This window comes from Neobittarella massiliensis (ex Bilen et al. 2018), from assembly GCF_014269355.1.
In the GTDB taxonomy this organism is placed as follows: domain Bacteria; phylum Bacillota; class Clostridia; order Oscillospirales; family Ruminococcaceae; genus Neobittarella; species Neobittarella massiliensis.
The window spans coordinates 84,413-108,689 of sequence record NZ_JACOGI010000001.1; the positions used below are offsets into that span (position 1 = coordinate 84,413).

General features: G+C 52.2%; 30 protein-coding genes. 28 read left to right on the forward strand and 2 right to left on the reverse strand.

The window, feature by feature from the left end; all coding sequences use genetic code 11:
* The first annotated feature begins 4 nt into the window (after positions 1–4).
* From rplF to H8K20_RS00535, 23 genes are all read left to right on the forward strand, one after another.
* Positions 5–547, forward strand: a complete 543-nt coding sequence (gene rplF, locus H8K20_RS00425) for a 50S ribosomal protein L6 (protein WP_105203198.1) — start codon at positions 5–7, stop codon at positions 545–547.
* 18 nt (positions 548–565) lie between these two features.
* Complete coding sequence (gene rplR / locus H8K20_RS00430) at positions 566–925, forward strand: 50S ribosomal protein L18 (protein ID WP_105203199.1); 360 nt, start codon at positions 566–568, stop codon at positions 923–925.
* Between the two features lie 16 nt (positions 926–941).
* Positions 942–1,442: a 30S ribosomal protein S5 gene (gene rpsE / locus H8K20_RS00435; protein ID WP_105203200.1), complete on the forward strand. Its 501-nt coding sequence runs from the start codon at positions 942–944 to the stop codon at positions 1,440–1,442.
* Positions 1,443–1,455: 13 nt separating this feature from the next.
* A complete protein-coding gene (gene rpmD, locus H8K20_RS00440) occupies positions 1,456–1,635 on the forward strand; it encodes a 50S ribosomal protein L30 (protein ID WP_186487117.1) in 180 nt (59 codons plus the stop codon).
* 21 nt (positions 1,636–1,656) lie between these two features.
* Positions 1,657–2,100 (forward strand): 50S ribosomal protein L15, encoded by a 444-nt coding sequence (rplO, locus tag H8K20_RS00445; RefSeq protein ID WP_105203202.1) that lies wholly within the window; start codon positions 1,657–1,659, stop codon positions 2,098–2,100.
* A gap of 1 nt (position 2,101) precedes the next feature.
* Entirely contained in the window at positions 2,102–3,400 is a 1,299-nt protein-coding gene (secY, locus tag H8K20_RS00450; RefSeq protein WP_154866116.1) for a preprotein translocase subunit SecY, read from the forward strand.
* A 30-nt stretch (positions 3,401–3,430) separates the two neighbouring features.
* On the forward strand, positions 3,431–4,063 hold the full coding sequence (locus tag H8K20_RS00455) for an adenylate kinase (RefSeq protein WP_186487119.1): 633 nt from the start codon (positions 3,431–3,433) through the stop codon (positions 4,061–4,063).
* Positions 4,060–4,806, forward strand: a complete 747-nt coding sequence (gene map, locus H8K20_RS00460; RefSeq protein ID WP_105203205.1) for a type I methionyl aminopeptidase — start codon at positions 4,060–4,062, stop codon at positions 4,804–4,806. The genes H8K20_RS00455 and map overlap by 4 nt, the downstream gene beginning before the upstream one ends.
* A gap of 17 nt (positions 4,807–4,823) precedes the next feature.
* Positions 4,824–5,087, forward strand: a complete 264-nt coding sequence (locus H8K20_RS00465; RefSeq protein WP_186487121.1) for a KOW domain-containing RNA-binding protein — start codon at positions 4,824–4,826, stop codon at positions 5,085–5,087.
* A 14-nt stretch (positions 5,088–5,101) separates the two neighbouring features.
* A complete protein-coding gene (gene infA, locus H8K20_RS00470) occupies positions 5,102–5,320 on the forward strand; it encodes a translation initiation factor IF-1 (RefSeq protein WP_105203207.1) in 219 nt (72 codons plus the stop codon).
* A 32-nt stretch (positions 5,321–5,352) separates the two neighbouring features.
* Positions 5,353–5,466, forward strand: coding sequence for a 50S ribosomal protein L36 (gene rpmJ, locus H8K20_RS00475; protein WP_105203208.1), 114 nt, complete (start codon positions 5,353–5,355; stop codon positions 5,464–5,466).
* A 35-nt stretch (positions 5,467–5,501) separates the two neighbouring features.
* Positions 5,502–5,870: a 30S ribosomal protein S13 gene (rpsM, locus tag H8K20_RS00480; RefSeq protein WP_105203209.1), complete on the forward strand. Its 369-nt coding sequence runs from the start codon at positions 5,502–5,504 to the stop codon at positions 5,868–5,870.
* A gap of 20 nt (positions 5,871–5,890) precedes the next feature.
* Positions 5,891–6,283: a 30S ribosomal protein S11 gene (gene rpsK, locus H8K20_RS00485; protein ID WP_105203210.1), complete on the forward strand. Its 393-nt coding sequence runs from the start codon at positions 5,891–5,893 to the stop codon at positions 6,281–6,283.
* A 23-nt stretch (positions 6,284–6,306) separates the two neighbouring features.
* Entirely contained in the window at positions 6,307–6,933 is a 627-nt protein-coding gene (gene rpsD / locus H8K20_RS00490; RefSeq protein ID WP_105203211.1) for a 30S ribosomal protein S4, read from the forward strand.
* A gap of 68 nt (positions 6,934–7,001) precedes the next feature.
* Positions 7,002–7,952 (forward strand): DNA-directed RNA polymerase subunit alpha, encoded by a 951-nt coding sequence (locus H8K20_RS00495; RefSeq protein ID WP_105203212.1) that lies wholly within the window; start codon positions 7,002–7,004, stop codon positions 7,950–7,952.
* A gap of 39 nt (positions 7,953–7,991) precedes the next feature.
* On the forward strand, positions 7,992–8,327 hold the full coding sequence (gene rplQ / locus H8K20_RS00500; protein ID WP_105203213.1) for a 50S ribosomal protein L17: 336 nt from the start codon (positions 7,992–7,994) through the stop codon (positions 8,325–8,327).
* A gap of 264 nt (positions 8,328–8,591) precedes the next feature.
* Positions 8,592–8,951, forward strand: a complete 360-nt coding sequence (locus tag H8K20_RS00505) for a hypothetical protein (protein ID WP_186487123.1) — start codon at positions 8,592–8,594, stop codon at positions 8,949–8,951.
* Between the two features lie 65 nt (positions 8,952–9,016).
* A complete protein-coding gene (locus H8K20_RS00510) occupies positions 9,017–10,966 on the forward strand; it encodes a hypothetical protein (protein ID WP_186487125.1) in 1,950 nt (649 codons plus the stop codon).
* 11 nt (positions 10,967–10,977) lie between these two features.
* On the forward strand, positions 10,978–11,826 hold the full coding sequence (locus tag H8K20_RS00515) for an ATP-binding cassette domain-containing protein (protein ID WP_186487127.1): 849 nt from the start codon (positions 10,978–10,980) through the stop codon (positions 11,824–11,826).
* 3 nt (positions 11,827–11,829) lie between these two features.
* Positions 11,830–12,489: a hypothetical protein gene (locus tag H8K20_RS00520; RefSeq protein WP_186487129.1), complete on the forward strand. Its 660-nt coding sequence runs from the start codon at positions 11,830–11,832 to the stop codon at positions 12,487–12,489.
* 30 nt (positions 12,490–12,519) lie between these two features.
* A complete protein-coding gene (locus H8K20_RS00525; protein ID WP_186487131.1) occupies positions 12,520–13,428 on the forward strand; it encodes a hypothetical protein in 909 nt (302 codons plus the stop codon).
* Positions 13,429–13,739: 311 nt separating this feature from the next.
* Positions 13,740–14,918, forward strand: coding sequence for a metal-dependent hydrolase family protein (locus H8K20_RS00530; protein ID WP_186487133.1), 1,179 nt, complete (start codon positions 13,740–13,742; stop codon positions 14,916–14,918).
* A gap of 351 nt (positions 14,919–15,269) precedes the next feature.
* Positions 15,270–15,575: a hypothetical protein gene (locus H8K20_RS00535; protein WP_186487135.1), complete on the forward strand. Its 306-nt coding sequence runs from the start codon at positions 15,270–15,272 to the stop codon at positions 15,573–15,575.
* Between the two features lie 121 nt (positions 15,576–15,696).
* On the opposite strand, the gene H8K20_RS00540 is transcribed toward H8K20_RS00535, so the two are convergent.
* Together H8K20_RS00540 and asnA are read right to left on the reverse strand one after the other, a co-directional pair.
* Positions 15,697–17,322 carry a peptide ABC transporter substrate-binding protein gene (locus tag H8K20_RS00540; RefSeq protein ID WP_186487137.1) on the reverse strand — a complete coding sequence of 542 codons (1,626 nt, stop codon included), beginning with the start codon at positions 17,320–17,322 and terminating at the stop codon, positions 15,697–15,699.
* Positions 17,323–17,337: 15 nt separating this feature from the next.
* A complete protein-coding gene (gene asnA / locus H8K20_RS00545; protein ID WP_186487139.1) occupies positions 17,338–18,351 on the reverse strand; it encodes an aspartate--ammonia ligase in 1,014 nt (337 codons plus the stop codon).
* Between the two features lie 275 nt (positions 18,352–18,626).
* On the opposite strand from asnA, the gene murD reads away from it, so the two are divergent.
* The 5 genes from murD (at position 18,627) to H8K20_RS00570 (ending at position 24,238) form a co-directional block, all read left to right on the forward strand.
* Positions 18,627–20,012 carry a UDP-N-acetylmuramoyl-L-alanine--D-glutamate ligase gene (gene murD, locus H8K20_RS00550; protein ID WP_186487141.1) on the forward strand — a complete coding sequence of 462 codons (1,386 nt, stop codon included), beginning with the start codon at positions 18,627–18,629 and terminating at the stop codon, positions 20,010–20,012.
* 170 nt (positions 20,013–20,182) lie between these two features.
* Positions 20,183–21,208, forward strand: a complete 1,026-nt coding sequence (locus tag H8K20_RS00555; protein ID WP_186487143.1) for a M42 family metallopeptidase — start codon at positions 20,183–20,185, stop codon at positions 21,206–21,208.
* Between the two features lie 12 nt (positions 21,209–21,220).
* Positions 21,221–22,249: a M42 family peptidase gene (locus H8K20_RS00560; protein ID WP_186487145.1), complete on the forward strand. Its 1,029-nt coding sequence runs from the start codon at positions 21,221–21,223 to the stop codon at positions 22,247–22,249.
* Entirely contained in the window at positions 22,239–22,976 is a 738-nt protein-coding gene (locus H8K20_RS00565) for a GNAT family N-acetyltransferase (protein ID WP_186487147.1), read from the forward strand. Before H8K20_RS00560 ends, H8K20_RS00565 begins: the two co-directional genes overlap by 11 nt.
* Entirely contained in the window at positions 22,976–24,238 is a 1,263-nt protein-coding gene (locus H8K20_RS00570; protein WP_407938502.1) for a methionine gamma-lyase family protein, read from the forward strand. The genes H8K20_RS00565 and H8K20_RS00570 overlap by 1 nt, the downstream gene beginning before the upstream one ends.
* The last annotated feature ends 39 nt before the right edge of the window (positions 24,239–24,277 follow it).

A 24,277-nucleotide genomic window follows, 5' to 3' on the forward strand; every position in this document is an offset into this window, starting at 1 on the left:
GACAATGTCTCGTATAGGTAGAAAACCAATCGAAGTACCGGCAGGCGTGGAAGTCAAGATCGACGGCCAGCATGTGTCGGTCAAGGGCCCCAACGGCTCTTTGGAGAATACATTCCATAGTGACATGGCCATCTCCATGGAGGGAAACGTGATCACCGTCACCCGCCCCTCCGACAAAAAAGAGCACAGATCTCTGCACGGCTTGACCCGCACTCTGATCGCCAACATGATCGTCGGCGTCACCGAGGGCTTCAAGAAAGAGCTGGAGATCAACGGCGTAGGTTATCGCGCTGCCAAACAGGGAAGTGCCGCCAACCTGAGCTTGGGTTACTCCCACCCGGTCATCATCGAGGAGATCGAGGGCATCAAAATAGATATACCGGCCCCCAACAAGATCGTCATTTCCGGTCCCGACAAACAGAAAGTCGGCCAGTTTGCTGCTGAGGTCCGTGAGAAACGGCCCCCCGAGCCGTACAAAGGTAAGGGTATCAAGTACGTAGACGAAGTGATCATCCGCAAAGAGGGCAAAGCTGGTAAAGGCAAATAAGCAAAGGAGTGACAGACAATGGTGAATAAGCCAGACAGCAACAAAGCGAGGCTTAAAAGACATCGCAGAGTGCGCGCTAAGATCAGCGGCACCCCCGAGTGTCCGCGCCTGGATGTGTTTCGCTCCGCCAGACACATCTATGCACAGATCATCGATGACGTAAACGGCGTTACATTAGCCGCTGCCTCTTCCATGGACAAGGACTTTGAGGGCAATGGTAGCAACAAAGAAGGCGCCCGCAAGGTCGGCGAGACCATCGCCAAACGGGCCGCTGAGAAAGGCATCACCGATGTCGTGTTCGACAGAGGTGGATACATCTACCACGGCCGGGTCAAAGAGTTGGCCGAAGGTGCTCGCGAGAGCGGCCTGAAATTTTAAGTGAGGGGGTATACTTTTGGCTAGAATCGACGCTACAACTCTGGACCTGCAGGAGAGAGTTGTCTCTATAAACCGCGTATCCAAAACCGTTAAGGGCGGCCGTGTCATGAAGTTCTCGGCGCTGATCGTCGTGGGCGACGGCAAGGGCTCTGTCGGTTACGGGATCGGCAAGGCAGCTGAGGTACCGGAAGCTATCCGCAAAGGTATCGAAGTCGCCAAGAAGAACATGGTGAAGGTTTCGCTGTACGGCACCACCATCCCGCACGAGGTCATCGGCGAGTTTGGCGCCGGCCGTGTGCTGCTCAAACCCGCTGGCCGCGGTACCGGTGTTATCGCCGGCGGTGCCGTCCGTGCAGTCGTAGAGGCTGCCGGTATCAAGGACATCCGCACCAAGTGCCTGCGTTCTAACAACCCCTGCAATGTGGTGACTGCCACCGTCAACGGCCTGATGAGCCTGAGAGACGCACAGCAGGTCGCCGCCGTTCGCGGCAAGACACCGAAGGAAATCTTGGGTTAAGGAGGATCGGCTGATGGCTGATTTTAGAATTAAACTGGTTAAGAGCTTCTCCGGCAGAAAAGATGACCAGATCGCCACTGCTCATTCTCTGGGACTGCGCAAGATCGGCGACGTGACCATCCAACCGGATAATGCTGCCACCAAAGGCAAGATCGCAAAAATCTCTCACCTCATCGAGGTTACCGAAGCTTAATTTAAGGAGGTGCAACGCAACATGAAACTGCATGAACTCTCTCCGGCCCCGGGCTCTAAGAAAGAGGCATACCGCAAAGGCAGAGGCGCAGGTTCCGGCAACGGCAAGACCGCCGGCAAGGGCCACAAAGGCCAGAACGCCCGTTCGGGCGGCGGCGTGCGGCCCGGCTTTGAGGGCGGCCAGATGCCCCTGCAGAGACGTCTGCCCAAAAGAGGCTTCAAGAACATTTTCGCCACCCAGTACGCTTACGTAAACGTGGGCGACCTGGAAGCCCGTTTTGAAGACGGTGCTGAGATCGACGCCAAGGCGCTCATCGCCTGTGGCCTGATCAAAAAAGAGCTGGACGGCGTAAAAGTGCTGGCCAATGGCGAGCTGAGCAAAAAACTGACAGTGAAAGCCGCAAAATTCTCGGCTGCTGCAAAAGAAAAGATCGAAAAGGCAGGCGGGAAAGCTGAGGTGATGTAAGGTGCTAGAGACCTTTAGAAACGCGTGGAAGATCACCGAGTTGAGGAAGAAGATCCTCTACACGCTGATGATCCTCGTGGTCTTTCGGGTGGGCGTAGCCCTGCCGGTCTTTGGCGTTTCTCCTGGCGCACTCAAGAGCATGGTGGAGGGCTCCGGCAACCTGCTGGGCTATCTGGATATGCTCACTGGTGGCGCCTTCGCCAAGTCCACTGTCTTCGCGCTCTCCATCACCCCCTATATCAACGCCTCCATCATCATCAACCTCTTGACTATCGCCATCCCTCCGCTGGAGCGGCTGGCCAAAGAGGGCGAAGAGGGCAGGCGCAAACTCAACCGCATCACCCGGTACGTGGCGCTGGGTCTGGCCGTAGCGCTGGCCATCGCCTACTATTTCCTGCTTAAAAACCAAAATGCTCTGACCTATACCAAGGGCTTTTCCGGCATCTTCTCGGCCATCATCATCGTCGCCACCTTTACTGCTGGCGCTATGTTGATCGTGTGGCTGGGTGAACAGATCGACAAAAAAGGTATCGGCAACGGTATCTCGCTGATCATCTTTGCCGGCATCGTCTCCCGCGGGAGCACCGTCATCAGCAAAGCCGTGGCTTACTTCCAGCTGGCTGCTGAGGGCGAGTACAAGTACTACATCTACCTGCCCATCATTCTGGTGTTGGCAGTAGTGGTGATCGGCTTCGTGGTCTTGATGACCAATGCCGAGCGCCGTGTGCCGGTCCAGTACGCCAAGCGTGTGGTCGGCCGCAAGATGTACGGCGGTCAGAGCTCCCATATTCCCATCAAGGTGAACATGACCGGCGTTATGCCCATCATCTTTGCCAGCTCGATCATCTCGATCCCGGGCACCATCAAGGCGCTGTTCTTCAAAAACGCCACCAAGGGTTTCTGGGCGAGCTTTTTGGGACTGTTTGACTATAACTCCCTGGCTTACGCGATCATCTACTTTATGCTGATTATGGCATTCAACTACTTCTACACCGCCGTACAGTATAATCCCTTAGAGATCGCCAACAACCTCAGAAAGAACAACGGTACCATCCCCGGCATCCGCGCCGGTAAGCCTACCGTTGACTTCATTACCAGGATCCTCTCTAAGGTCACCTTTATCGGGGCCATCTTCCTCGGTATCGTGGCGGTAATGCCTATTGGCCTGACTGCTATATCAGGGGTGAACATCGCCTTGGGTGGTACTTCCATCCTCATCGTGGTAGGTGTTGCCTTAGAGACTGTGAGAACACTGGAAGCACAGATGATGATGCGCCACCACAAGGGTTTCCTTGAGTAGATGGCGTGTGCGTGTGAGGAGGTAAAGCGAATGAAGCTGATATTTTTGGGCGCTCCGGGCGCCGGTAAAGGCACCCAGGCCGAAAAGGTGTGCGATATGCTGCACATTCCGGCCATAAGCACCGGAAACATCATCCGCGAGGCACTCAAAAACGGCACCGAGATGGGGCTGCAGGCCAAGAAGTACATCGAGGCCGGCGACCTAGTACCCGACGAGATCATCATCGGCATCATCAAAGAGAGACTGGCACAGAGCGATTGTGAAAACGGATTCGTTCTAGACGGCGTCCCCCGCACGGTAGCCCAAGCGGAGGCCCTGGACCAGATGGGCGTCGAGATCGACCGCGTCATCAACATCCATGTTGACGACGAGAAGATCGTGCGGCGTATGTCTGGCCGACGGGTGTGCGGCGATTGTGGCGCGTCCTACCACATCGACTATAAGCCCTCTAAAGTAGATGGCGTGTGCGACAAATGTGGCGGAAAATTAGTGATCCGCAAAGACGATGAGGCTTCGATCGTGAAGGACCGGCTGCGCGTGTATCACGAGCAGACCGAGCCCCTCATCGCGTACTACGAGAAAAAAGGCATTTTAAAGACCATAATTGGCCAGGAGGAGATCGCCGACACCAGCGCGCTCGTGCGCAAGGCGGTGGAGGAATGATCACCTTAAGATCTGCCAAAGAGATCTCGGATATGAAAGCTGCCTGCAAGTTGTCGGCCGAGGCGTTAGCACTGGCCGGCAGTCTGGTGGCACCGGGTGTCACCACCCGCGAGATTGATGCCAAAGTCAAGAAGTTCATAACCTCTCACGGCGCCAAACCTTCCTTTTTGGGGTATGGCGGGTTTCCGGGCAGCGCGTGTATCTCGATCAACGATCAGATTATACACGGCATACCCGGTGACCGCGTGATCGAGGAGGGGGACATCGTCAGCGTAGACGTGGGCGCCTTTTATAAGGGCTATCACGGCGACAATGCTGCTACCTTCGGCGCCGGAAAGGTGTCACCGGCAGCACAGAAGCTGATGGATGCCACCCGCGAGAGCTTGCTTGCCGGTATCGAGGCCGCCCAGCCGGGTAACCGGATTGGGGATATCGGCCACGCGGTAGAGACCTATGTGACCGAGCGGGGCTTTTCAGTAGTGCGTGATTTTATCGGCCACGGGGTGGGCCATGAGCTGCACGAGGACCCAGAGGTGCCCAACTACGGGCGCGCGGGCCACGGGCCGCGGCTGACCCCCGGCATGACCATTGCTATCGAGCCCATGGTCAACGAGTTCGGTTCCCAGGTGGAAATTCTAAAGGACGGATGGACGGTCATCACCAAAGATGGCGGTCTGTCGGCCCACTTTGAACACACGATCGCGATCACGGCATCAGGCCCGGTGATTTTGACGGCACTGTGAGTCTGGAGGATGCGCAGATGAAGGCACTCCAGATAGGTACTGTAGTAAAGAGCCTGGCCGGCCGCGACAAAGAGAGACACAGCGTGGTCGTGGCACTTGAGAACGAATACGTTTTTATAGCCGACGGGAAAATGAGGAAATTGGAAACCCCAAAGCGCAAGAACAAAAAACACATCTGGCCCACTGGGCACTTGATACAGATGGATGGGGCTACCAATAAGAGCATAGGGAGGATCCTCCGCCAGTTCGACGAGGCGTCCTCTGCCGCTCACAACAGTTAAAGGGAGGCATTCACTTGTCCAAAGAAGACGTTATCGAGGTCGAGGGTATCGTAGTAGATGCACTGCCTAATGCCGCTTTTCAGGTAGAACTGGAGAACGGGCACAAGATACTGGCCCACATCTCGGGCAAGCTGCGCATGAATTACATCCGCATCCTGCCCGGAGACAAAGTGACGGTGGAGATGTCGCCGTACGATTTAACCAAGGGACGCATTACCTGGCGTTCCAAGTAAAGACTTTTCTAGGGTCATAGGAGGTAATTTACATGAAAGTCAGACCTTCCGTAAAACCCATTTGCGAGAAATGCAAAGTGATCAAACGCAAAGGTCGCGTAATGGTAATCTGCCAGAACCCCAAGCACAAACAGCGGCAGGGCTAAGGCGCAAAACCACTTAATGGAGGTGCAACGCAAACATGGCACGTATTGCTGGTGTTGACTTGCCGAAAGAGAAGCGAGTCGAGATAGGCTTAACCTACATTTACGGTATTGGCCGTAAATCCGCCGAGAAGATCTTAGATGCCACCGGTATCAGCCCCGACGTCAGAGTCAAAGACCTGACCGAGGACGACGAGATCAAACTGCGTGAGTATATCGATAAAAACTTCGACGTAGAGGGCGATCTGCGCCGGAACGTGGCGCTGAACGTGAAGCGGCTGGTAGAGATCGGCTGCTATCGCGGTGTCCGCCACAGAAAGGGCTTGCCCTGCCGCGGTCAGAAGACCAAGACCAACGCGAGAACCTGTAAGGGCCCCAAGAAGACGATCGCCAACAAGAAAAAGTAATCAGGGAGGGATACTAAGCGATGGCAATGAAAAGAACAGCCGTTCGTAAGCGCCGTGAACGCAAAAATATCGAGCGTGGTGCAGCACATATCCAATCCACCTTCAACAATACCATCATCACCATCACCGACGTGCAGGGCAACGCTCTTTCTTGGGCTTCTGCCGGCGGTCTGGGCTTCAAAGGCTCCAGAAAGTCTACCCCGTACGCCGCACAGATGGCCGCGGAAACTGCTGCGAAAGCCGCTATGGAGCACGGTCTGAAAACCGTTGAGGTATTCGTTAAGGGCCCGGGTTCGGGTCGTGAGGCCGCTATCCGCGCGCTGCAGGCCGCAGGGCTGGAAGTCAACATGATCAAAGATGTGACCCCCATCCCCCACAACGGCTGCCGCCCGCCGAAGAGACGGCGTGTATAGCATTTATCAGGAGGTGCAAATAGATGGCTAGATATACTGGTGCGGTGTGCAGACAGTGCCGCCGTGAGGGTCAGAAGCTGTTTTTGAAAGGCGAGCGCTGCTACTCTGATAAATGTGCGATTGCACGCAGAGCATACGCTCCCGGTCAGCATGGCCAAGGCAGAAAGAAAGTCTCCGAGTACGGTCTGCAGATGCGCGAGAAGCAGAAAGCAAGACGCTACTACGGTATTTTAGAGGGCCAGTTCGCCGGCTACTACGAGATGGCTGTTAAGTCCCCCGAAGTGACCGGTACCGCGCTGCTGAAGATCTGCGAGAGCAGACTCGACAACATCGCCTACCGCGCTGGCTTTGCCTCTTCCCGCAAAGAGGCTCGTCAGCTGGTGCTGCACAGACATTTCACCGTCAACGGCAAGAGAGTGAATATCCCTTCTTACCGCGTAAAAGCCGGTGATGTAGTCGCCGTGTTCGACGGCAGCAAAAACAGCACCAAGATCAAAGAGGTAGCTGAGCAGAATGCCTCTCGTCCCTCCCCGGTTTGGATGGATGTGGACCGCGAGAATCTGAAAGCGACCATCACCAGACTGCCCAACCGCGAAGACATCGACTTCGAGGTCGAGGAGCAGCTGATCGTTGAGTACTACTCCAAATAATCGGTGAGCATTTGTGAGTTTTACACGATTGGATAGAGCGTTATTTCTGTCTAAAAGGAGGGTACTGAATGATTGAGATCGAGAAGCCGAGAATCGAGACGGATGAACTCTCTCCCGACGGTTCTTTCGGAAGATTTGTAGTGGAGCCCCTCGAGCGCGGCTATGGTACGACCCTCGGCAACAGCTTGAGAAGAGTACTGCTCTCCTCGCTTCCTGGTGTCGCCGTCACTTCTATTAAGATCGACGGTGTACAACATGAGTTTTCGACCATCCCCGGTGTGAAAGAGGATGTCACAGAAATAATCCTGAACATCAAAGGCCTGACTGCCAAGCTGCACTGCGACGAGCCCAAAACGGTCTACATCGAGGCCAGCGGTGAGTGCGAAGTGACAGCCGGTTCTATCCAGGCAGACAGCGAAGTGGAGATACTCGACCCGGGCATGCATATTGCCACCCTGGGTGCCGGAGCTTCGCTGAGCATGGAGCTGACCCTGGAGAAGGGCCGCGGCTACGTGCCCGCCGATAAAAACAAGAGCGGGCAGCACATGGCCATTGGCGTATTGCCGGTGGACAGCATCTACACCCCGGTGCTGAAGGTGAACTACTTTGTAGAGAACACCCGTGTGGGCCAGATCACCGACTACGATAAGCTGACCCTAGAGGTGTGGACAGACGGTACCCTGTCGGCCGAAGAAGCTGTGTCGCTGGGCGCCAAAGTCATCATCGAGCACCTGAACCTGTTCGTCGACCTGTCGGGCGAGACCTACTCGGCTGAGATCATGGTCGAAAAAGACGATAAGGGTAAAGAGAAGGTACTGGAGATGACCATTGAGGAGCTGGACCTGTCGGTCCGCTCGTCGAACTGTCTGCGCCGCGCGGGCATCAACACCGTAGAGGACCTGATCAACAAGACCGAGGACGAGCTGCTGAAGGTGCGCAACCTGGGCCGCAAATCCTTTGAAGAAGTACTGAACAAGCTCGACTCGCTGGGAGTGAGCTTAAAAGAGAGCGAGGAGTAATCCACCGCTTTCGGAAATCCCGTTAAAGGAGTGAATTCGATGCCAAGAAAACTCGGCAGAGCTTCTGACAGCAGAAAAGCGATGCTCAGAGCGATGGTCACCTACCTGATCGAAAACGGCAAGATCGAGACCACCGTGACCAGAGCCAAAGAGGTACGCACTGCGGCAGAGAAGATGATCACCATTGGCAAGCAGAACAACCTGCACGCCAAGAGACAGGTCTATTCCTACATCACCAAAGAGGATGTAGCCAAAAAGCTGATGGACGAGGTAGCCCCCAAATACGCCGACGTAAACGGCGGCTGCACCCGCATCATCAAGATCGGCCCCCGCCGCGGCGACGCCGCTGAGATGGCCATCATCGAGCTGATCTAAAAGGTACGATCCTGTTAGATAGTTTAAAGGAGCTAGGCATTTTGCCTAGCTCCTTTTTTATGTTTTTAGTGACGAATAGTAAGAGAAATGTGCTGCAAATAGAATACTATATAAAAAACACATGTAAAGTAGGCACTTAGATGAAAAATATTAAAAAATATTGAATGTTTAAAAAATATAGGTTATAATGTAGAAAATAGTAGAGTGCGATACAAATTTTAAGATTAACGTAAAGATGCCCCCTTGGATATGTAGGAGGTTATCATGAAAAAGTTTTTGGCAGTGATTTCCGCAGTTTTGTGTTTAGGCGTTGTGTTTGTAAGTAGTGTATTTGCTGACACAGCAACCGCAAATGTGTCTGGTACTTCTAGATGTTATTCTGGGAGAACAGTCGTTGGAAGTACAAGTAGCAGATTAAGTTTAAGCGTGTATGCCAGTTCAGGATCTGTAAGGGGCTACGCACAATACTATACCGGGAATTATGTTACTACAAATAACAGTGTTGATTCTTATAATGGTATATATTCTACATCAAATTCGGCTCCGGATAATTATACATGGCGTTGTTATGGCCAGGCAACTGGCAGTTATCCAGCTAGTGCCACTGTTCAAGTTACGACTTAAAATTATTTCCAAATGGACTGGACAGGTACCTGTCCAGTCCATTTATAAATATATAGAGGTGTACAATGAAAAAACTTATTAAGATAAATATAAAGCTTTTTCTGAGCTCTTTTGTACCGGTCTTGGGAATGACAATGCTTTTTGCATTTATAAACTGCATGAATGTTATACTTATTACCAGCCAAAAAAGATTATTTCCAATGATGAAAACAAATATTTCTTCAAATATAGTTATTTTTATCATGCTTATGTTTATAAGCTATGCATATTTAAGTAAGATAAAAGTAGATGCGGCTGAAGAAGTGTTAAAGGTAGAAAGTAAAGGTCTTGTAAAACATGTGGCAGCACAGCTTGTCGTCCTTGTAACACTGCTTTTTATCATATATATAAATTGTTGTTTATATGCATTTTGCTGTACCTATTTTGAAAATGCTCTAAATACTGCAATATGGATACATATATTAAAAGTTTACTTTTTAGATATTTTTCTGATAGGATTATTGGGTCTAAGCTTTGGCTTTTTAATCGCGCTGTACTGTAATAGGTGGAATACTTACATAGTGATGTTATTGGTAACTATATTTTTCTCACCTTATATACAGACTTTTTTGTCTTCTATATCGAGCGAGCGTCTTAATCTGGTTAGGTGGGCAGATATATTTCACATAATGATAGAAAGAACAGATATGGGAGGTAATATTGATTACCTGTATGGGATCCCCAATGAGATGCAAAGGTATAATCGAATATTGTTTTGGATTGGTATGGTACTCCTATTGTGTTTATTAAAATTTATAAAGAGAAAAAGTAAAACTTCCGCAACGGCATTTTTACTGCTATTTACGTTTGTTTCTGTACAGGGGGTAGGTTATATAAAAGGGGGCAATATTCAATATTTTGGCTATGACAATCAGCGCTTTTTTTATAATGATGAAATTTCCACTGATAGTTTATATTCTGAGAATGTTTTTTTGAATAACAATAAATTCAGTGTTACGGACTATACATTAAAATTGAATGTGGGGAGGCAGCTAAGTGCTGATGTTACAGTTTCTCTTGCTCCAGATAGACCAATAAAAAATTATGTATTTGTTTTATACCATGGCTATGCGATAAAGAACATATACGATCAAGATGGAAAGACTGTTAGATATCAAAGAAAAGGAGATTATATAGAAATAGAAAATGAGGGAATGCAAATAAGTAATATTCGATTTACTTATACTGGAGGTTCAGAACAATTTTATAGTAACTATCAGGGAATAAGGCTGCTTGGCTTTTTCCCTTATTATCCCATTCCTCAACATGAAATAACAAGAGTAAGGAATCAGTGGATGTTGACAAATAGTACAACTTTTAAAAATTATGATCTCGTTTTAAAACATAATACGGCAGAGGTAGTAACCAATCTGGGAGAGGTATCAGAGGGGCATTATCAAGGCTATAGTGATTCGCTGACGATTATAGGGGGGCTTATACAGAAGCAACATATAGAGGGAATCGACACAGATAGACCACTCGTTTATAAGCATTTAAGCGATACTTATTATGGATTAGACAGTGACGAAAACAGACAAGTGTCACCCAAAGTAGTTGTGGAGCTTCTTAACAGTTATTGTAAAAAATTGGGCATTCCCGCAGACTATGAAAATGCATCAAAAGTAATATCTCTAGGAGGAACAGGAAATAGCGGATTTACGGGATATTTATTTGCCGACTATATGGTCGTTCCAATGTTGGAATCACCGGCATATACGGTAATTGGTATGATGGATAAAAAGTATTTTAGTGATATAACAGATGATAAAATAAACCTTAAGGATATTCTGTTGCGCTACTTACAGTCAAATATTCAGTTTCAGTATAGAGTAAGAACAAAACAGGCAGATTCTTTAGAGATGCTGTTTTACAAGTATGTTGATAATATGGGAGAAGATGCGGCTCTCCCGGATATATACCGTTATCTCTGCGATCCTATGGATACAAGAACACCAGATGAATTTTTGCAGCTTTAGGAGATATAAACATGATAGAAATGAAAAGTGTTTCTAAGACTTTTGGCAAGAAAAAGGTCCTCGATAATCTGTATTTAACAATCGATAAAGGAGTTTATGGTTTACTTGGGCCAAATGGAATTGGAAAAACGACGTTAATTAGAAGTATATTGGGGCTTTATGATATCGATGACGGAGAAATAATTATTGACGGAAAGATCATGGATAGCAACAAAAAGAATACTGGCATGATCGGCTATTTACCACAGCAATTTGGGATGTTTAAAGAATTGACAACGGCTGAAGTACTGGAGTATTTTTCTATATTAAAGGGAATTTGTGCTAGAGATTTAAAAAAAGAAATTGTAAGGTGTTTATCGGTTGTAAATTTACAACATGATAGGAAAACATTGGTAGGGGCCTTGTCTGGAGGTATGTTGCGCAGGCTTGGAATAGCACAGGCATTGCTGGGAGATCCGAAATTGCTTATTTTTGATGAGCCTACTGCCGGTTTGGATCCTGAAGAGCGAATGCGTTTTAAAGACATTATTGCATCGATCAGTAAAGACCGTACAGTGATCATTTCCACGCATATTGTCCAAGACGTTGACGTTATTTGTAATCACATTTTAATTATGAAAAGCGGGTCAAATATTATTCAAGGGACTAAAGAAGAAATTCGCTCGTTTGCAAGAGAAAAAGTATATCGGATTTTATGTGGGGATCAGGATAAAATTTCAGGGAAAAGATACATAGAAAATATAGAAGAAGATGGGGGTACGAACTATTATAAGGTGCTGTGCTCAGATAGACAGAAAATCGGGACAGTGCTTTCACCGACAGTTGAAGATGGGTATATGAGCATTATAAAAGAGGTCTAGCATATGGATAATTTGCGTTTATTATATTTTGAATTTAAAAATATGCGATGGAAGTATTTCGTACCACTCATTATTATTTACATCATGGTACCTTTACTTTCGATTAGGTACGCAGCTACTATAAATTTTGTATCAGACGCAGCTACTTTGATTGTCCCGCCGGTGTATACGGATTTTGAACGGTATATACCCATTATAGCTGTCTGGTATTTTACCTTGTGTTTTAGAGAATACAGCAATCAAGGGGCTTTAGAGCTGGTAAAAGCATATGGGGTTAAACAAAAAAGTGATCTTATAAAAACGATTTTTATCTGGCTCCATACGGTGGCGCTTGTAGGTGTTCTATTGATAGGATATAGTTTTTATATGGACAATATGTTTGTGATGTTCGTAAAAATAATGATTCAAATGTTATTCTATCTTTCTTTTCAATATTTTGTTGTGAAAGTGACCAACTCAGTACTTGTGCCCGCTATAATTATTACTACATATCATTTAATATTTAATTTTGTCTATACAAAGATAAGTATATGGAATATTTTTATATATTATAATGAGATAACAAAATGTGTTTTACTGAATAAATATGGGTTATTAGCGCTTATGAGTTTAGCGATGTTGATTGTGGGAATGAATATAGATAGAAAAAGTTATGATGAGTAGTTACAAACTCTATTTAAAAAGGTGATTTTTATGAAGCGCATAAAAAAGGTCTTTTACAGCAGATATCATGTGCTCATATTGAATATTTGCATTGTACTAGTGGCTTGTTTGGGAATATACATATACTATGCTATTGGACCACAGAGAACGGCCTATACGGTAGGAGCTATTGAGCCAGTTGTTGAAAAGCTTCTTAGAAAAGATAACATTATTCTAGAAAAGAATTCAGATGATTTTTACTATTTTTGCGAGAGATATACGCAGGGAGTAGAAAATTTCTTATCCGACAACGATTATATTGAAGTAAATGTATCTGGCTTTCTTTCAATGTACTACTATATAGACATATATAATAGATTTACTGATGGATCTAGAAGCATTTCGAAAGAAGAGTTTAATGACAGATATGCGGGTGTCATGGGCACTGTTTTTTCCAATGCTCCATACAATAAATTTACAGTATATTCTCTACACAATTTTTTCCGTAATCAGATATGCGTGCGAATGCGGGAAAATGGTTGGGGTGATCAGAGAGATTTTTACAAATTTGAGGTTTCTGATATAACATTGGAACAAGCCCAAGAGGTAAGTCTGCCAATTCTTGAATCGGGTAGTGTGAAAGAATCGACCGAACTATTTGAAGAAATTACATTGGATAGAGACAAGGTTTATGAACAGTCGATTGATATTGAAGATAAGCTTGTTATTTTATCATATGCAAGAATACGATATATCTATCAGCGTGCAGAAGAGCTGGGGCTGGTTTTGCCCTACAGTTGGCAACAGGCCCAGGACATGACGCTGGGTGAACTGGAGCCCGCCCTGGACGATGTGGCAGAGCAGATCAACGCCGACCCCAGCCAGGAGCAGCGCAACCGGCAATACCAATCCCCCTACGCCCATTTGGGCATCTGGCCCTCCAAAATGATGAACCGGTAACACAGCTTGAAAACAGGCCTTTCGGTAGTGTTATTTTCTTTAGTGGGAGGATCTTGAAGATAAGTCTACAGATCTTGCCGGTGCTTTTTACAGTTTTTATCCACCTTGGTAGACGTACAATTGGTACACTCTATGAAATAGGAGATTTCTCCACTTTAAATCTTTAAAATATACAGCTGCTCTAGTATAATATTTTTATTGGGGTGTGCGCTCGCCCGGCTCTGTAACAGCTCCCGCACAGTATGTGTTTTCAAGATGCCGCAAACACGGGCTATCCCACACCAACTAAAATAACAAGGAGGACCCGGAAAATGAAGACAGTAGTGTTTCAAAATGCCAATATCGTGGATGTAGAGGCCGGCAGCGTGCTGGCCGGTGGCAGCATTCTGGTAGAAGACGGCGTGATCAAAGAGGTGGGCAAAGACCTGCAGTGCCCTGCGGGCGCAGAGGTCATCGATCTGGAGGGCTCTACTGTTCTGCCGGGCCTTTTTAACTGCCACACCCACATGAATCTGGCACCGGTCGCCGCCCCCACCTATACCGAGAGCGACGCCGAAGTGACCATGATGTCGCTTCATCATCTCGACCAGTTCACCCAGTCGGGTGTCACTTTTATTCGCGACGTGGGCGGTATCAACTCCATCGATATCGATATCCGCAACGCGGTGGCTGCCGGCAAACTGGTGGCGCCGGATATGCAGGTATCGGGTAAATGTATTTGTATGACCGGCGGCCACGGATGGACCATGGGCCGCGAGGCCGACGGCCCCGACGACTGCCGCAAGGCGGCCCGCGAGCAGCTGCGCGCCGGCGCAGACTGGGTCAAAGTAATGGCTACTGGCGGCGTAATGACCAAAGGCGTAGAGCCGGGCTCCCCCCAATTAAACGAGGACGAGCTGCGCGCGGCTATCGAGGAGGCGCACAAGGTAGGAGCCAAGACCTGCACCCATGCGCAGGGAATGACTGGCATTAAAAACGCGCTGCGTGCCGGTATCGACTCTATCGAGCACGGTTTCTTTATGGATGACTGGTGCTTTGACTACATGAAAGAAAATAACGTCTTTTATGTGCCAACGTTGGCAGCAGTACACTGGATCGTGGTCAACGGCACCAAGGCCGGTATTGCCGACTATGTGGTGCGAAAGGCAGAAGGCGCAGTAGAGGCTCATATGGACACCTTTAAGCGCGCCCATCAGGCCGGAGTGAAGATCGCGCTGGGCACCGATGCCGGCACCCCATTTAATGGACACGACAAGACCGCCTACGAGATGGTGCTGATGGTCAAGGCGGGTATGACCCCCATGGAGGCCATCCGTACCGGTACCATCAACGCCGCCGAACTGTGCGGCGTGCAGGACAGCTTGGGCAGCATCAAGCCGGGCAAAAAGGCCCATTTCGCCATTTTTGCCGGCGACCCCACCAAGGACATCGAGGCGGCTATGGACTGCAAAATGACGGTGAAAAACGGCGAGATCATCTACCGGGCATAGGTACATAATATAGCAGATAAAAAGAGAGCTGGCAGCTGCCGGCCCTCTTTTTTTGTCGAAAAGGAAAGGTGTTGTTTTTGCCGGCAAAATACTTTATGATGGGGGCAGATAAGCAGTGTGATACCGGCCGATAAGTGATGCAGAAAAGAGGGACCGCTGATGGAACAGAAGAAAAAACGCACGGCGAGATTTCCGTGGTGGATCGTTGCTGTCTGCACAGTCCTGCTGCTGGGGCTGTGTGTCTGGGTCGTGTCAATAGTGCCAGAGGAGGAGCCGGCAGCGCTGACGGGTTCTCCATCTTTTAGCGCGAGCATAGAGGGGGGCCGCTGTGAAACGTGGGGGAGAGTGGCATTGTGTAACCATACCGGCCACCCGGTCACCATCACCAGGATACAGCCGCTGTGCCACGGCGGCCACTGGCCGGATGAGGTAGTGGCCGAGCTGCAGAGCGGCATTGGGAGGGCGTTTGCCACCACGCTGATCCCCACGCCACTACCCTATGTGATGGAGGAAGAACGGGCAGAACTGTGCCTCTCCACCATACAGCGATTGGGCGATATCACCGAAGAAGAGGCAGAGAACAAGAGCTACGGCGTTGTGGGGGTGCGCATCCACCTGTCAGATGGCACCTATTATGATCTGGTGGCGGGCAATTAGCACGGCGGCCCCATCCGGCTTTGCCCGTCGGTATGAAACACATCTGCAGAAATCCAAAAGAGCGTCTGTGTGCGGACTTATGTCCACCACACAGGCGCTCTTTCTACTGGGGGTCACAGCATTAATTTTTTATGGCCTCTTTAAATTTGATATAGCCAAAATAGGGGTTGTACTCGATATTTTGCACGCTCTTACCCTGTACGAAGAACTGGGGTTGGTAGTACAGGGGGATGATACAGTTGGTGGCGAGGATCGCCTGCTCCGCCTGTCGACAGAGATCGGCCCGATCGCTGGCACTGGTCGAGTCCTCCATGCGCTGCAGCAGGCTATCTACTGCAGAGTCAGACAGAGCTGGCAGATTGCGCTCACTACCGGTATAAAAATCGGCCAAAAAACTCTCGGCACTATTTTGGGTGGCGGTGATGGGCACCAGCGCAATGTCGTAATCTTCCAAATACACCTTAGACTGAATATCCTCCAGCGACATAGTCTCTACCTTGGGGAAAAGCCCCAGGTCCCGCTGCCACAGCTGCAGCAGGTTTTGCAGATAAGAGAGGCTGGCCTCATCGTCGGGGCACAAAACGGTGATCTGACTGGCCAGCGAGTTGTAGTCGTCATCGCTGGTTCCGGCATTGTAGGCCGCGTCAAACGAATCGGCCCCCGCCCGGTATGCCTCCTTGGCGGCCTGGGCATTGGGGGTGGGCATCAGGTTCTCGCCGGCAAAGGCGCGAAAGCTCTGTTGGCCCATCTGGATATCCGGTGGCACCAGCGCCCCCGCCAGTGTCTGGTAGGCGGGCAGCATATCTTTGATGGCATTTTTGTCGGTAGCCAGCACCAATCCGCGGCGGATATTGCCGTTAGACAGCAGCGGCTCCTTTTGGTTGAGCACCAGCGCCCAGGTAGTATTCTGATACGACACCGCCCCCTCCGAGACCGATTTGGGGTGGTCGGTGTACAGCAGGCAGTCGGTCTCGCCCTTTTCGAAATTCTTCAGCCGGTCCTCGTAGTCGGGGACGATGTTGAACACCACACTGCCCGCCACTACCGGCGAGTCGGAACTGTACTTCTCGTTTTGTCGCAGCACCAGGTAGTCATCCTTTTCCCCCTCTTTGATCCAGGTGGTCAAAGAAAAAGGACCGTTGGAGATCAGCGCCTCGGCTGTCAGCCCGTACCCCCCCTTGGTGCTGTTAAAAAATTTCTCGTTGCAGGGAAAGGCGGCTGGGGTGGTAAGCAGATCTAAAAAACTCTCGTCAGCATGGGAGAGATCGATCTGTAAACTGGTGTTGCTCAGCGCCTTGACACCCAGCCCCTCCAGCCCCACCTGGCCGCTCATATAGGCGCGGCTGCCACTGATGATATAAAAATCATTGGCGTAAGGAGAGCGGGTCTCGGGCGAAAACAGGCGTTTAAAGGCAAAGGCAAAGTCGTGGGCAGTCACCGGATCGCCGTTTGACCAGGTTGCGTCGTCGCGCAGGGTAAAGATATAGCGGGTGCCGCCGTTTTCAGCCTGGTAGCTCTTCGCCACCCCGGGTACGATGCTGCCGTCCGCCTTTTTTACCAGCAGCCCCTCAAAAATGTTGCCCACTACATCCAGCGATGACTCGTCTTCTGCCAGCTGTGGATCCAGATTAGAGGGGTGTGCTTCTAAGTCGTACTCGAACTGCTGGCCAGAGCCATCTTCAAAACAGCCACTGAGCAGCGACAGAGCCGCACACAGCACCAGCAGGAGAGAGAGCGTTTTTTTCATCAGACTCCCCCTCATCTACAGGAGGTAGATGCCGCTGGCAGTACAGGCGGCGATCTCCTCCGGCGGCCAGACCGACACCTGTACTTCGCCGATGTGCGCCTTGCCCAGCATCAGCATACAGATGCGCGACTGGCCGATACCGCCGCCAATAGTCAGCGGCAGTTCGTCGTGCAGCAGCATCTTGTGAAAGATCAGGTCCTCTCTTTTGGTCTGGCCGCTCAGCTCCAGCTGCCGCCGCAGGCTCTCGCTGTCTACGCGAATGCCCATCGAGGATATCTCTACTGAGCGGCCAAGAACGGGGAACCACACCAGGATATCGCCGTTCAGTGCCCAGTCGTCATAGTCGGGGGCGCGGCCGTCATGAGGCTGGCCCAGCCGCAGTTTGCCGCCGATCTGGCTGATGAATACCAGCTTATGCTGTTGACAGATCTTGTCCTCTCGCTCCTTGGGCGTCAAGTCGGGCCAACGGTCTTCCAGTTCCTGTGAGGTGACAAAGGTGATCTCCCGCGGGATGACCGGTTTTACCTGGGTAAAGGCGTCGCACAGTTTTTGCTGGGTGGTGTACAGCGCGTCTACGATCTGGTTGACCGTCTCTTTTAAAGTGTAGATGTTGCGGGTCTCGCGGGTAATGACTTTCTCCCAGTCCCACTGGTCTACATATACCGAGTGCAGGTTGTCCAGGCCCTCGTCCCGGCGGATGGCATTCATGTCGGTATACAGGCCGCTGTCAGGGGCAAACCCATATTTTTTCAGGGCCATGCGCTTCCACTTAGCCAGCGAGTGGACGATCTCCACGTCGCGGCCGATATCTAGAATATCAAAGGAGACCGGCCGCTCGACGCCGTTGAGGTCGTCGTTGAGACCGGTCTCGGGCGCCACAAAAAGCGGTGCCGAGACGCGGGTGAGGTTGAGGTTCTGCGCCAGTTCGCGCTCAAAGGTGTCTTTAATAAGCTTGATGGCGATCTCGGTCTGCAGTATATCTAAACTGGAACGGTACTTTTTTGGCAGGATCAAGGTATCGAGTCCCATAGTGTGCTTCCTTCCTGATAAATGGCGTGATAGAGCCGTTTGTATACCTTTTATCATAACATGGAGATTGGAAGTTTTCAACATAAATCCCCGGGAATTCTTGTCATATCGGGCGGATGCACGTATAATGAGAAAAGAGTGATTTTTGTGGCAGCCGCCGGCATAGATGATTGGTCCGGCCCGCCGCGGCGCACACTGTGTAGGGGAGACGGCGGTCTGGGCCTGGCACGGTCTGCCGGCGCAGCTGTCGTCTAATTTGTTGGGGGGAATAGAGCGTGGAGAGATTTGACCGCTTTTTGAGTGATATCAAGGGCAAAAAATTGGCATTTATCGGGGCTGGCGTCAGCCATTTAGACTGTATCCGCATGTTTGCAGAAAAGGGCTTTGCCGTTACGGTGCGCGATAAAAACAGCCGCGAGAAGATGGGGCCGGTAGCCGACGAGCTGCAGCGTCTCGGCGTTCGGCTGGTGCTGGGGGAGGATTACTTAAAAGACATCGATGACGATATCGTATTTCGCACCCCCGGCATGCGCTTTACCGACGAGGACCTGGAGGCAGCTCGCCGCCGGGATATCATCGTCACCTCTGAGATGGAGTTGTTTTTTGCTCTCTGCCCCTGCAGAATCATCGGGGTCACCGGTTCCGACGGCAAGACCACCTCAACGACGATCATCGCCGCCTTTATGAAAGAGCAGGGCTACACCGTACACCTTGGCGGCAATATCGGCCGTGCACTGCTGCCCATTATCGAGCAGGTAAAACCCGACGACTGGGCGGTGGTGGAGCTGTCCAGCTTCCAGCTCATCTCTATGCGGCACAGCCCAGATATTGCCCTTATCACCAACGTGGCACCCAACCACCTGGATATGCACCGGGATATGGAGGAGTATGTCGACGCCAAGCGCAACCTCTATGCCCATCAAGATGCCTTTTCTAAAACGGTGCTCAATGCCCACAACGCCATAACCCGTAGCTTTTCGCCCGATGTGCGGGGCAAGCTGTACTTTTTCGACCGGTTCGAGCCGGTCGAAAAAGGCGCCTATCTGGACCGGGACGGCAATATCTGTATGCGCACCCCGCAGGGGGAGCAAAAGCTCTTCCACAAGAGCGAGATCAAGATACCCGGCGAACACAACGTCGAAAACTACCTGGGTGCGATCGCCACCGTGTGGGGCCTGGTAGAGCCGGAGGTCATGCGCCATGTGGCGAATACCTTTGCCGGGGTGGAGCACCGCATCGAGTTCGTGCGGGAGATCGGTGGGGTCAAGTTCTATAACGACTCTATCGCTTCCAGCCCCACCCGCAGCATCGCCGGCCTGTACGCATTCTCGCAAAAGATCATTATGATCGCCGGCGGCTACGACAAAAAGATCCCCTACGAGCCACTGGGTCCAGTGGTGTGCGAGCGGGTCAAAAAGCTGGTGCTCATGGGCGCCACCGCCCCCAAGATCGAAGCGGCGGTGCGCGCGGCTGGGAACTTTGCCGGTAGCGGGCTCGAGATCGTGCACGCCAGCGATATGCAGCAGGCAGTAAAGCTGGCCTTTAAAGGAGCGCAGTCGGGAGATGTGATCTCTCTGTCGCCGGCATCGGCCAGTTTCGACCTGTATAAAAACTTTGAGGTGCGGGGCCGGCACTTTAAAGAGATCGTCAACAGCCTTTAAACATAATGTTTAGAATAATCTAATAATACGATATGTATAATGCGGTTTAAGTCAAAATTACCAATATATAGTATATATTTGTAAAAATAATACTTTACGTATATTTAGAAAGCTATTATCAACACAGTGTAGAAATACAGAAGAGAGCGGACAGAAAGAGTAGGTGCGAAATGGATACATTTGACATGCTAAAAACGCTGTGCGATGCGCGGGGCGTCTCGGGCAGCGAGACAGCGGTGCGCAGTGCCGCCGCCTCGCTGCTGGCTCCGCTGGGGCCAGTAGAGGTCACCCCGCTGGGCAGTTTGCTCTGCCACGTAGTACCGGCTGCGGATAACGGTCCACGGGTGCTGCTAGATGCTCATCTAGACGAGGTGGGCTTTGTGGTCACCGCCATCGACGATGCCGGTTTTGTCAAAGTGGCGCCGGTAGGGGGGATCGACAAGCGGTTGCTGCCGGCCTCGCAGGTGGTCATCAGCGGCAGTCAGCCGGTCTTTGGTGTCATTGGCTGTCTGCCGCCGCACCTCTCGGGTATGAAGGGCTATGAAGAGATACCTGACATCGATAAGCTCTATATCGATACCGGTTACGACAGAGAAGCGCTGCAGGAACTGGTATCACTGGGTGATCGAGCCAGCTATCGAACAGAGCTGCAACAGCTGCTCGGCAGTCGGGTCAGCGGCAAATCGCTGGATGACCGGGCGGGCTGTGTGGTGCAGTTGCTGGCTGCCGCTCAGATCAAAGCGGCAGCACCTGCCGGAGTGGGTGTCGATCTGCTGTTCTCCTCGCTGGAGGAGACCGGCGAGCAGGGGGCAAAAACAGGGGCCTTTGGCGCCGATTACACCCATGCGGTAGCGGTGGACGTGAGTTTTGGCATGTCGCCGGGCTGCGATGCAGATAAGTGCGGTGAGCTCGGTAAAGGTCCTATGATCGGTTACAGCCCAATACTCGACCGCGATATGTACTGCACATTTTGTGCGTTGGCCCAGAAACAGGGCATCCCCTACCAGCCCGAGATCATGGGCGGGCTCACCGCCTCAAACGCCGATGCGATCGCCGTGTCGCGGGCGGGGGTGCGCACGCTGCTGGTCTCGGTGCCGCAGCGCTATATGCACACCCCAGTCGAGGTGGTGGATCTGCAGGATATCGAGCATACAGCGGCGCTTATCGCCGCCTATGTCAGCCAGTTGGCTCAGTGAGGGGGGAGCGCAGTGGAAGTGAATAGTAAAATGATGAGAAGGGTAGCTGAACTGTGCGCGATAAACGGCGCCTCGGGCAGCGAAGACGCAGTGCGCACCTATCTGACCAGCGAGGTAGAGCGATTGGGACTCTCCTGGCAGACCGATGCGCTGGGCAACCTGATCGTGCAAAAAACTGGCCGCCGCATACCCGCAAAACCGATCATGGTCAGTGCACATATGGATGAGGTGGGTTTTATCATCACCTCGGTCGATGAACAGGGGTACCTGCACTTTGCCCCGGTAGGGGGGATCGATCCGCGGGTAGCGCCGGGCCGTACCGTCGCTGTAAACGGCCACCCAGGCGTTATCGGCAATGTGCCCATCCACCTGCTCAGCAAAAAACAGCGCGAGGCGAGTATCGAGTTTTCCGATATGGCCATCGATATCGGCGCCGCTGACCGCCAGCAGGCGCTAGAGGTGGTGCAGCCGGGCGATATGGCCTATTTTGCCTATCCGTTTACCCAGCTGGGCGACAATCGCTTTGCCGGCAAAGCCATCGATGACCGGGCGGGCTGCGCGGTCTTGTTGTGGCTGCTGGAGCAGGAATTGCAAAACAGCTGTACGGTGGTATTTTGTACCCAGGAAGAGGTGGGGCTACGCGGGGCCAAAACAGCTGCATTTTCCGTCGACCCCGCTGTTGCCCTGATCATCGAGGCGACCACGGCGGCCGATAATCTGGGCCTGTCCGCCGCCGATACAGTATGCGATCTGGGCGCCGGCGCAGTGGTGGGCTTTATGGACCGCTCCACCATCTATGATCGGGAGCTGGTACAGCTGGCCGGCCATCTCTCCCGCGAAAAAAATATTCCTCTGCAGTACAAAAAAGGGGTGTTCGGCGGCAACGATGCCGGGGCTATCCACCAGTCCCGCGCCGGGGTGCGCACGCTGGCTATCTCGCTGCCCTGCCGCAATCTGCACACGGCCAGCGGCGTGGCCGACTGGGGCGACCTGCAGGCGGTAATGGAACTCACGCACGCCGTGATCGACCATGTGTGCTGAGCAGCTGCTCCTAACGCCGGTACACTGCCGGCAGCAGCTGCCGCCGGGATTTTTGGCGGACGAAAAAACAGCGGTGCTTTCAGGCCTGCCGGCGGTAAAGCTGGCAGGCTTGCTTGCGGCTTACGGCCTGCAAAGCCCGCTGCTGCAGTTTTATCGCGCCGGCGAAGATGGCCTGCTCTGCGTGCAGGGCGACATAGCTACACTGTGCGGGGTAACGGCCCTGCCGCCTACTGCTCTACCCATGCTGGGAGTGCGCCGCTACTATGCCGACCGGCCGCTGTTTTCCCTGTGTGAGCGCCAACGCCCCGTGTTGCGCAGGCGAGCACGAGCGGGACCTGCCGCCGATACGGCGATTGTCTGCCCGCCGCTGCGGGAAGTAGCCCAGCTTTTGAGCCAGGTATTTTGCGGGCTGGATGTGGACGGGCTGTACTGCGATCTGTCTCACCGGGTCCGCCACTCAAAGGCCCGGGTATTGGGCCGGTATCAGGGCGGCCAGCTGGTGGCCACCGCCGGTGTATATACCGCCGCCCCAAGCGGCTGTGTCATAGAGGGGGTCGCGGTGCTGCCCGACTGGCGCCGCCGGGGTCTGGCCAGCGCGCTGTTGGGTGCGCTAGAGGGCCAGTTTGTCGGGCAGCAGCTGTGGCTCTGCTGCCGAGAAGAACGGGTGCCATTTTATTTAAAGAACGGATATGTCCCCGCTGGGACCATTGTGGAGGGAAACTTGTGATAGATCAAAATTTTTTTACATTTGACGACGAGCTGCTGCAACTAGAGCGTCAGGCCATGGACCTTTGCGCCGATAAATTTGCCGAACTCGACGAGATCACGCAGTATAACCAGCTCAAGGTGCTGCACGCGTTCCAGCAGCACCAGATCGCCGAGTCGCACCTGGTCGATACCACCGGTTACGGCTATGGCGATCGTGGCCGCGACGCACTGGACGCTGTGTTCGCCACCATCGTGGGAGCCGAAGACGCCCTGTTTCGCAGCGGCTTTGCCTCGGGTACGCACGCGCTGACAGTGGCCCTGTTCGGTGTACTGCGCACCGGCGATACCATGCTGTCGATCACCGGCAAGCCCTACGACACACTGGAAGAGGTCATCGGTCTGCGGGGCACCGGCAACGGCTCGCTCAAAGACTTTGGCATCCACTACGAACAGGTCGAGCTAAAAGACGACACCTTCGACCGCACCGAGATCGCCCGCCGCTGCGTGGGTAAAAAAGTGGTGTACATACAGCGCTCCCGCGGGTACTCGCTGCGCCGCTCGTTCACCGTCGAGGAGATCGGCGATGTCATCTCCCTGGTGCGCCAGCACGAGCCCCGTGCTATCATCATGGTAGATAATTGCTACGGTGAATTCGTGCAGAAGATCGAGCCCACTCAGGTGGGGGCCGATCTCATCATGGGCTCGCTCATCAAAAACCCCGGCGGCGGTATCGCCCAGTCCGGCGGCTACATCGCCGGACGCCACGACCTGGTCGAGCTCTGCGCCTACCGTCTCACCTCGCCCGGTACCGGCCGCGAGCTGGGCTGTTCGCTGGGGCAAAATCGGGCGCTGTATATGGGGCTCTACCACGCCCCCACCGTCACCGGGCAGGCTACGAAAGTCTCGGTATTTGCCAACGCGCTGTTTTCTCTGTTGGGGTACGAGGTGTTCCCCAAAGTGACAGAGCCCCGCGGCGATATCATCTCCGCTATTCGCCTGGGGGATGAAAGGCGGCTGTGTGCCTTCTGTCAGGGCATCCAGGCCGGCAGCGCAGTGGACAGCGCCGCCGTGCCCGAGCCCTGCGACATGCCGGGCTATGAGTCGCAGGTCATCATGGCCGCCGGCGCCTTTACCATGGGTTCCTCTATCGAGCTCTCGGCCGACGCTCCCATCCGCGAGCCTTTTGCCGTCTGGTTTCAGGGCGGGCTCAACTTCGCCACCGGCCAGATCGGGGTCCTCACCGCCGCCCAGAACGTGCGGCAGATCGACCGCCGCAGCTGATTGACACGCCCCTGTAAATACGGTATACTACTATCGTGT

Excerpts from the sequence above, each read along its gene's own strand:
- H8K20_RS00555 (WP_186487143.1), top strand. The coding sequence starts at position 20,183 with ATGGATACATTTGACATGCTAAAAACGCTGTGCGATGCGCGGGGCGTC.
- rpmJ (WP_105203208.1), top strand. The coding sequence starts at position 5,353 with ATGAAAGTCAGACCTTCCGTAAAACCCATTTGCGAGAAATGCAAAGTG.
- H8K20_RS00515 (WP_186487127.1), top strand. The coding sequence starts at position 10,978 with ATGATAGAAATGAAAAGTGTTTCTAAGACTTTTGGCAAGAAAAAGGTC.
- asnA (WP_186487139.1), bottom strand. The coding sequence starts at position 18,351 with ATGGGACTCGATACCTTGATCCTGCCAAAAAAGTACCGTTCCAGTTTA.
- rpsM (WP_105203209.1), top strand. The coding sequence starts at position 5,502 with ATGGCACGTATTGCTGGTGTTGACTTGCCGAAAGAGAAGCGAGTCGAG.
- rplQ (WP_105203213.1), top strand. The coding sequence starts at position 7,992 with ATGCCAAGAAAACTCGGCAGAGCTTCTGACAGCAGAAAAGCGATGCTC.
- rplR (WP_105203199.1), top strand. The coding sequence starts at position 566 with ATGGTGAATAAGCCAGACAGCAACAAAGCGAGGCTTAAAAGACATCGC.
- H8K20_RS00540 (WP_186487137.1), bottom strand. The coding sequence starts at position 17,322 with ATGAAAAAAACGCTCTCTCTCCTGCTGGTGCTGTGTGCGGCTCTGTCG.
- H8K20_RS00510 (WP_186487125.1), top strand. The coding sequence starts at position 9,017 with ATGAAAAAACTTATTAAGATAAATATAAAGCTTTTTCTGAGCTCTTTT.
- rpsD (WP_105203211.1), top strand. The coding sequence starts at position 6,307 with ATGGCTAGATATACTGGTGCGGTGTGCAGACAGTGCCGCCGTGAGGGT.
- H8K20_RS00505 (WP_186487123.1), top strand. The coding sequence starts at position 8,592 with ATGAAAAAGTTTTTGGCAGTGATTTCCGCAGTTTTGTGTTTAGGCGTT.
- rpmD (WP_186487117.1), top strand. The coding sequence starts at position 1,456 with ATGGCTGATTTTAGAATTAAACTGGTTAAGAGCTTCTCCGGCAGAAAA.
- rplO (WP_105203202.1), top strand. The coding sequence starts at position 1,657 with ATGAAACTGCATGAACTCTCTCCGGCCCCGGGCTCTAAGAAAGAGGCA.
- rpsK (WP_105203210.1), top strand. The coding sequence starts at position 5,891 with ATGGCAATGAAAAGAACAGCCGTTCGTAAGCGCCGTGAACGCAAAAAT.
- H8K20_RS00565 (WP_186487147.1), top strand. The coding sequence starts at position 22,239 with ATGTGTGCTGAGCAGCTGCTCCTAACGCCGGTACACTGCCGGCAGCAG.
- H8K20_RS00455 (WP_186487119.1), top strand. The coding sequence starts at position 3,431 with ATGAAGCTGATATTTTTGGGCGCTCCGGGCGCCGGTAAAGGCACCCAG.
- H8K20_RS00465 (WP_186487121.1), top strand. The coding sequence starts at position 4,824 with ATGAAGGCACTCCAGATAGGTACTGTAGTAAAGAGCCTGGCCGGCCGC.
- H8K20_RS00495 (WP_105203212.1), top strand. The coding sequence starts at position 7,002 with ATGATTGAGATCGAGAAGCCGAGAATCGAGACGGATGAACTCTCTCCC.
- H8K20_RS00525 (WP_186487131.1), top strand. The coding sequence starts at position 12,520 with ATGAAGCGCATAAAAAAGGTCTTTTACAGCAGATATCATGTGCTCATA.
- H8K20_RS00530 (WP_186487133.1), top strand. The coding sequence starts at position 13,740 with ATGAAGACAGTAGTGTTTCAAAATGCCAATATCGTGGATGTAGAGGCC.
- map (WP_105203205.1), top strand. The coding sequence starts at position 4,060 with ATGATCACCTTAAGATCTGCCAAAGAGATCTCGGATATGAAAGCTGCC.
- rplF (WP_105203198.1), top strand. The coding sequence starts at position 5 with ATGTCTCGTATAGGTAGAAAACCAATCGAAGTACCGGCAGGCGTGGAA.
- H8K20_RS00520 (WP_186487129.1), top strand. The coding sequence starts at position 11,830 with ATGGATAATTTGCGTTTATTATATTTTGAATTTAAAAATATGCGATGG.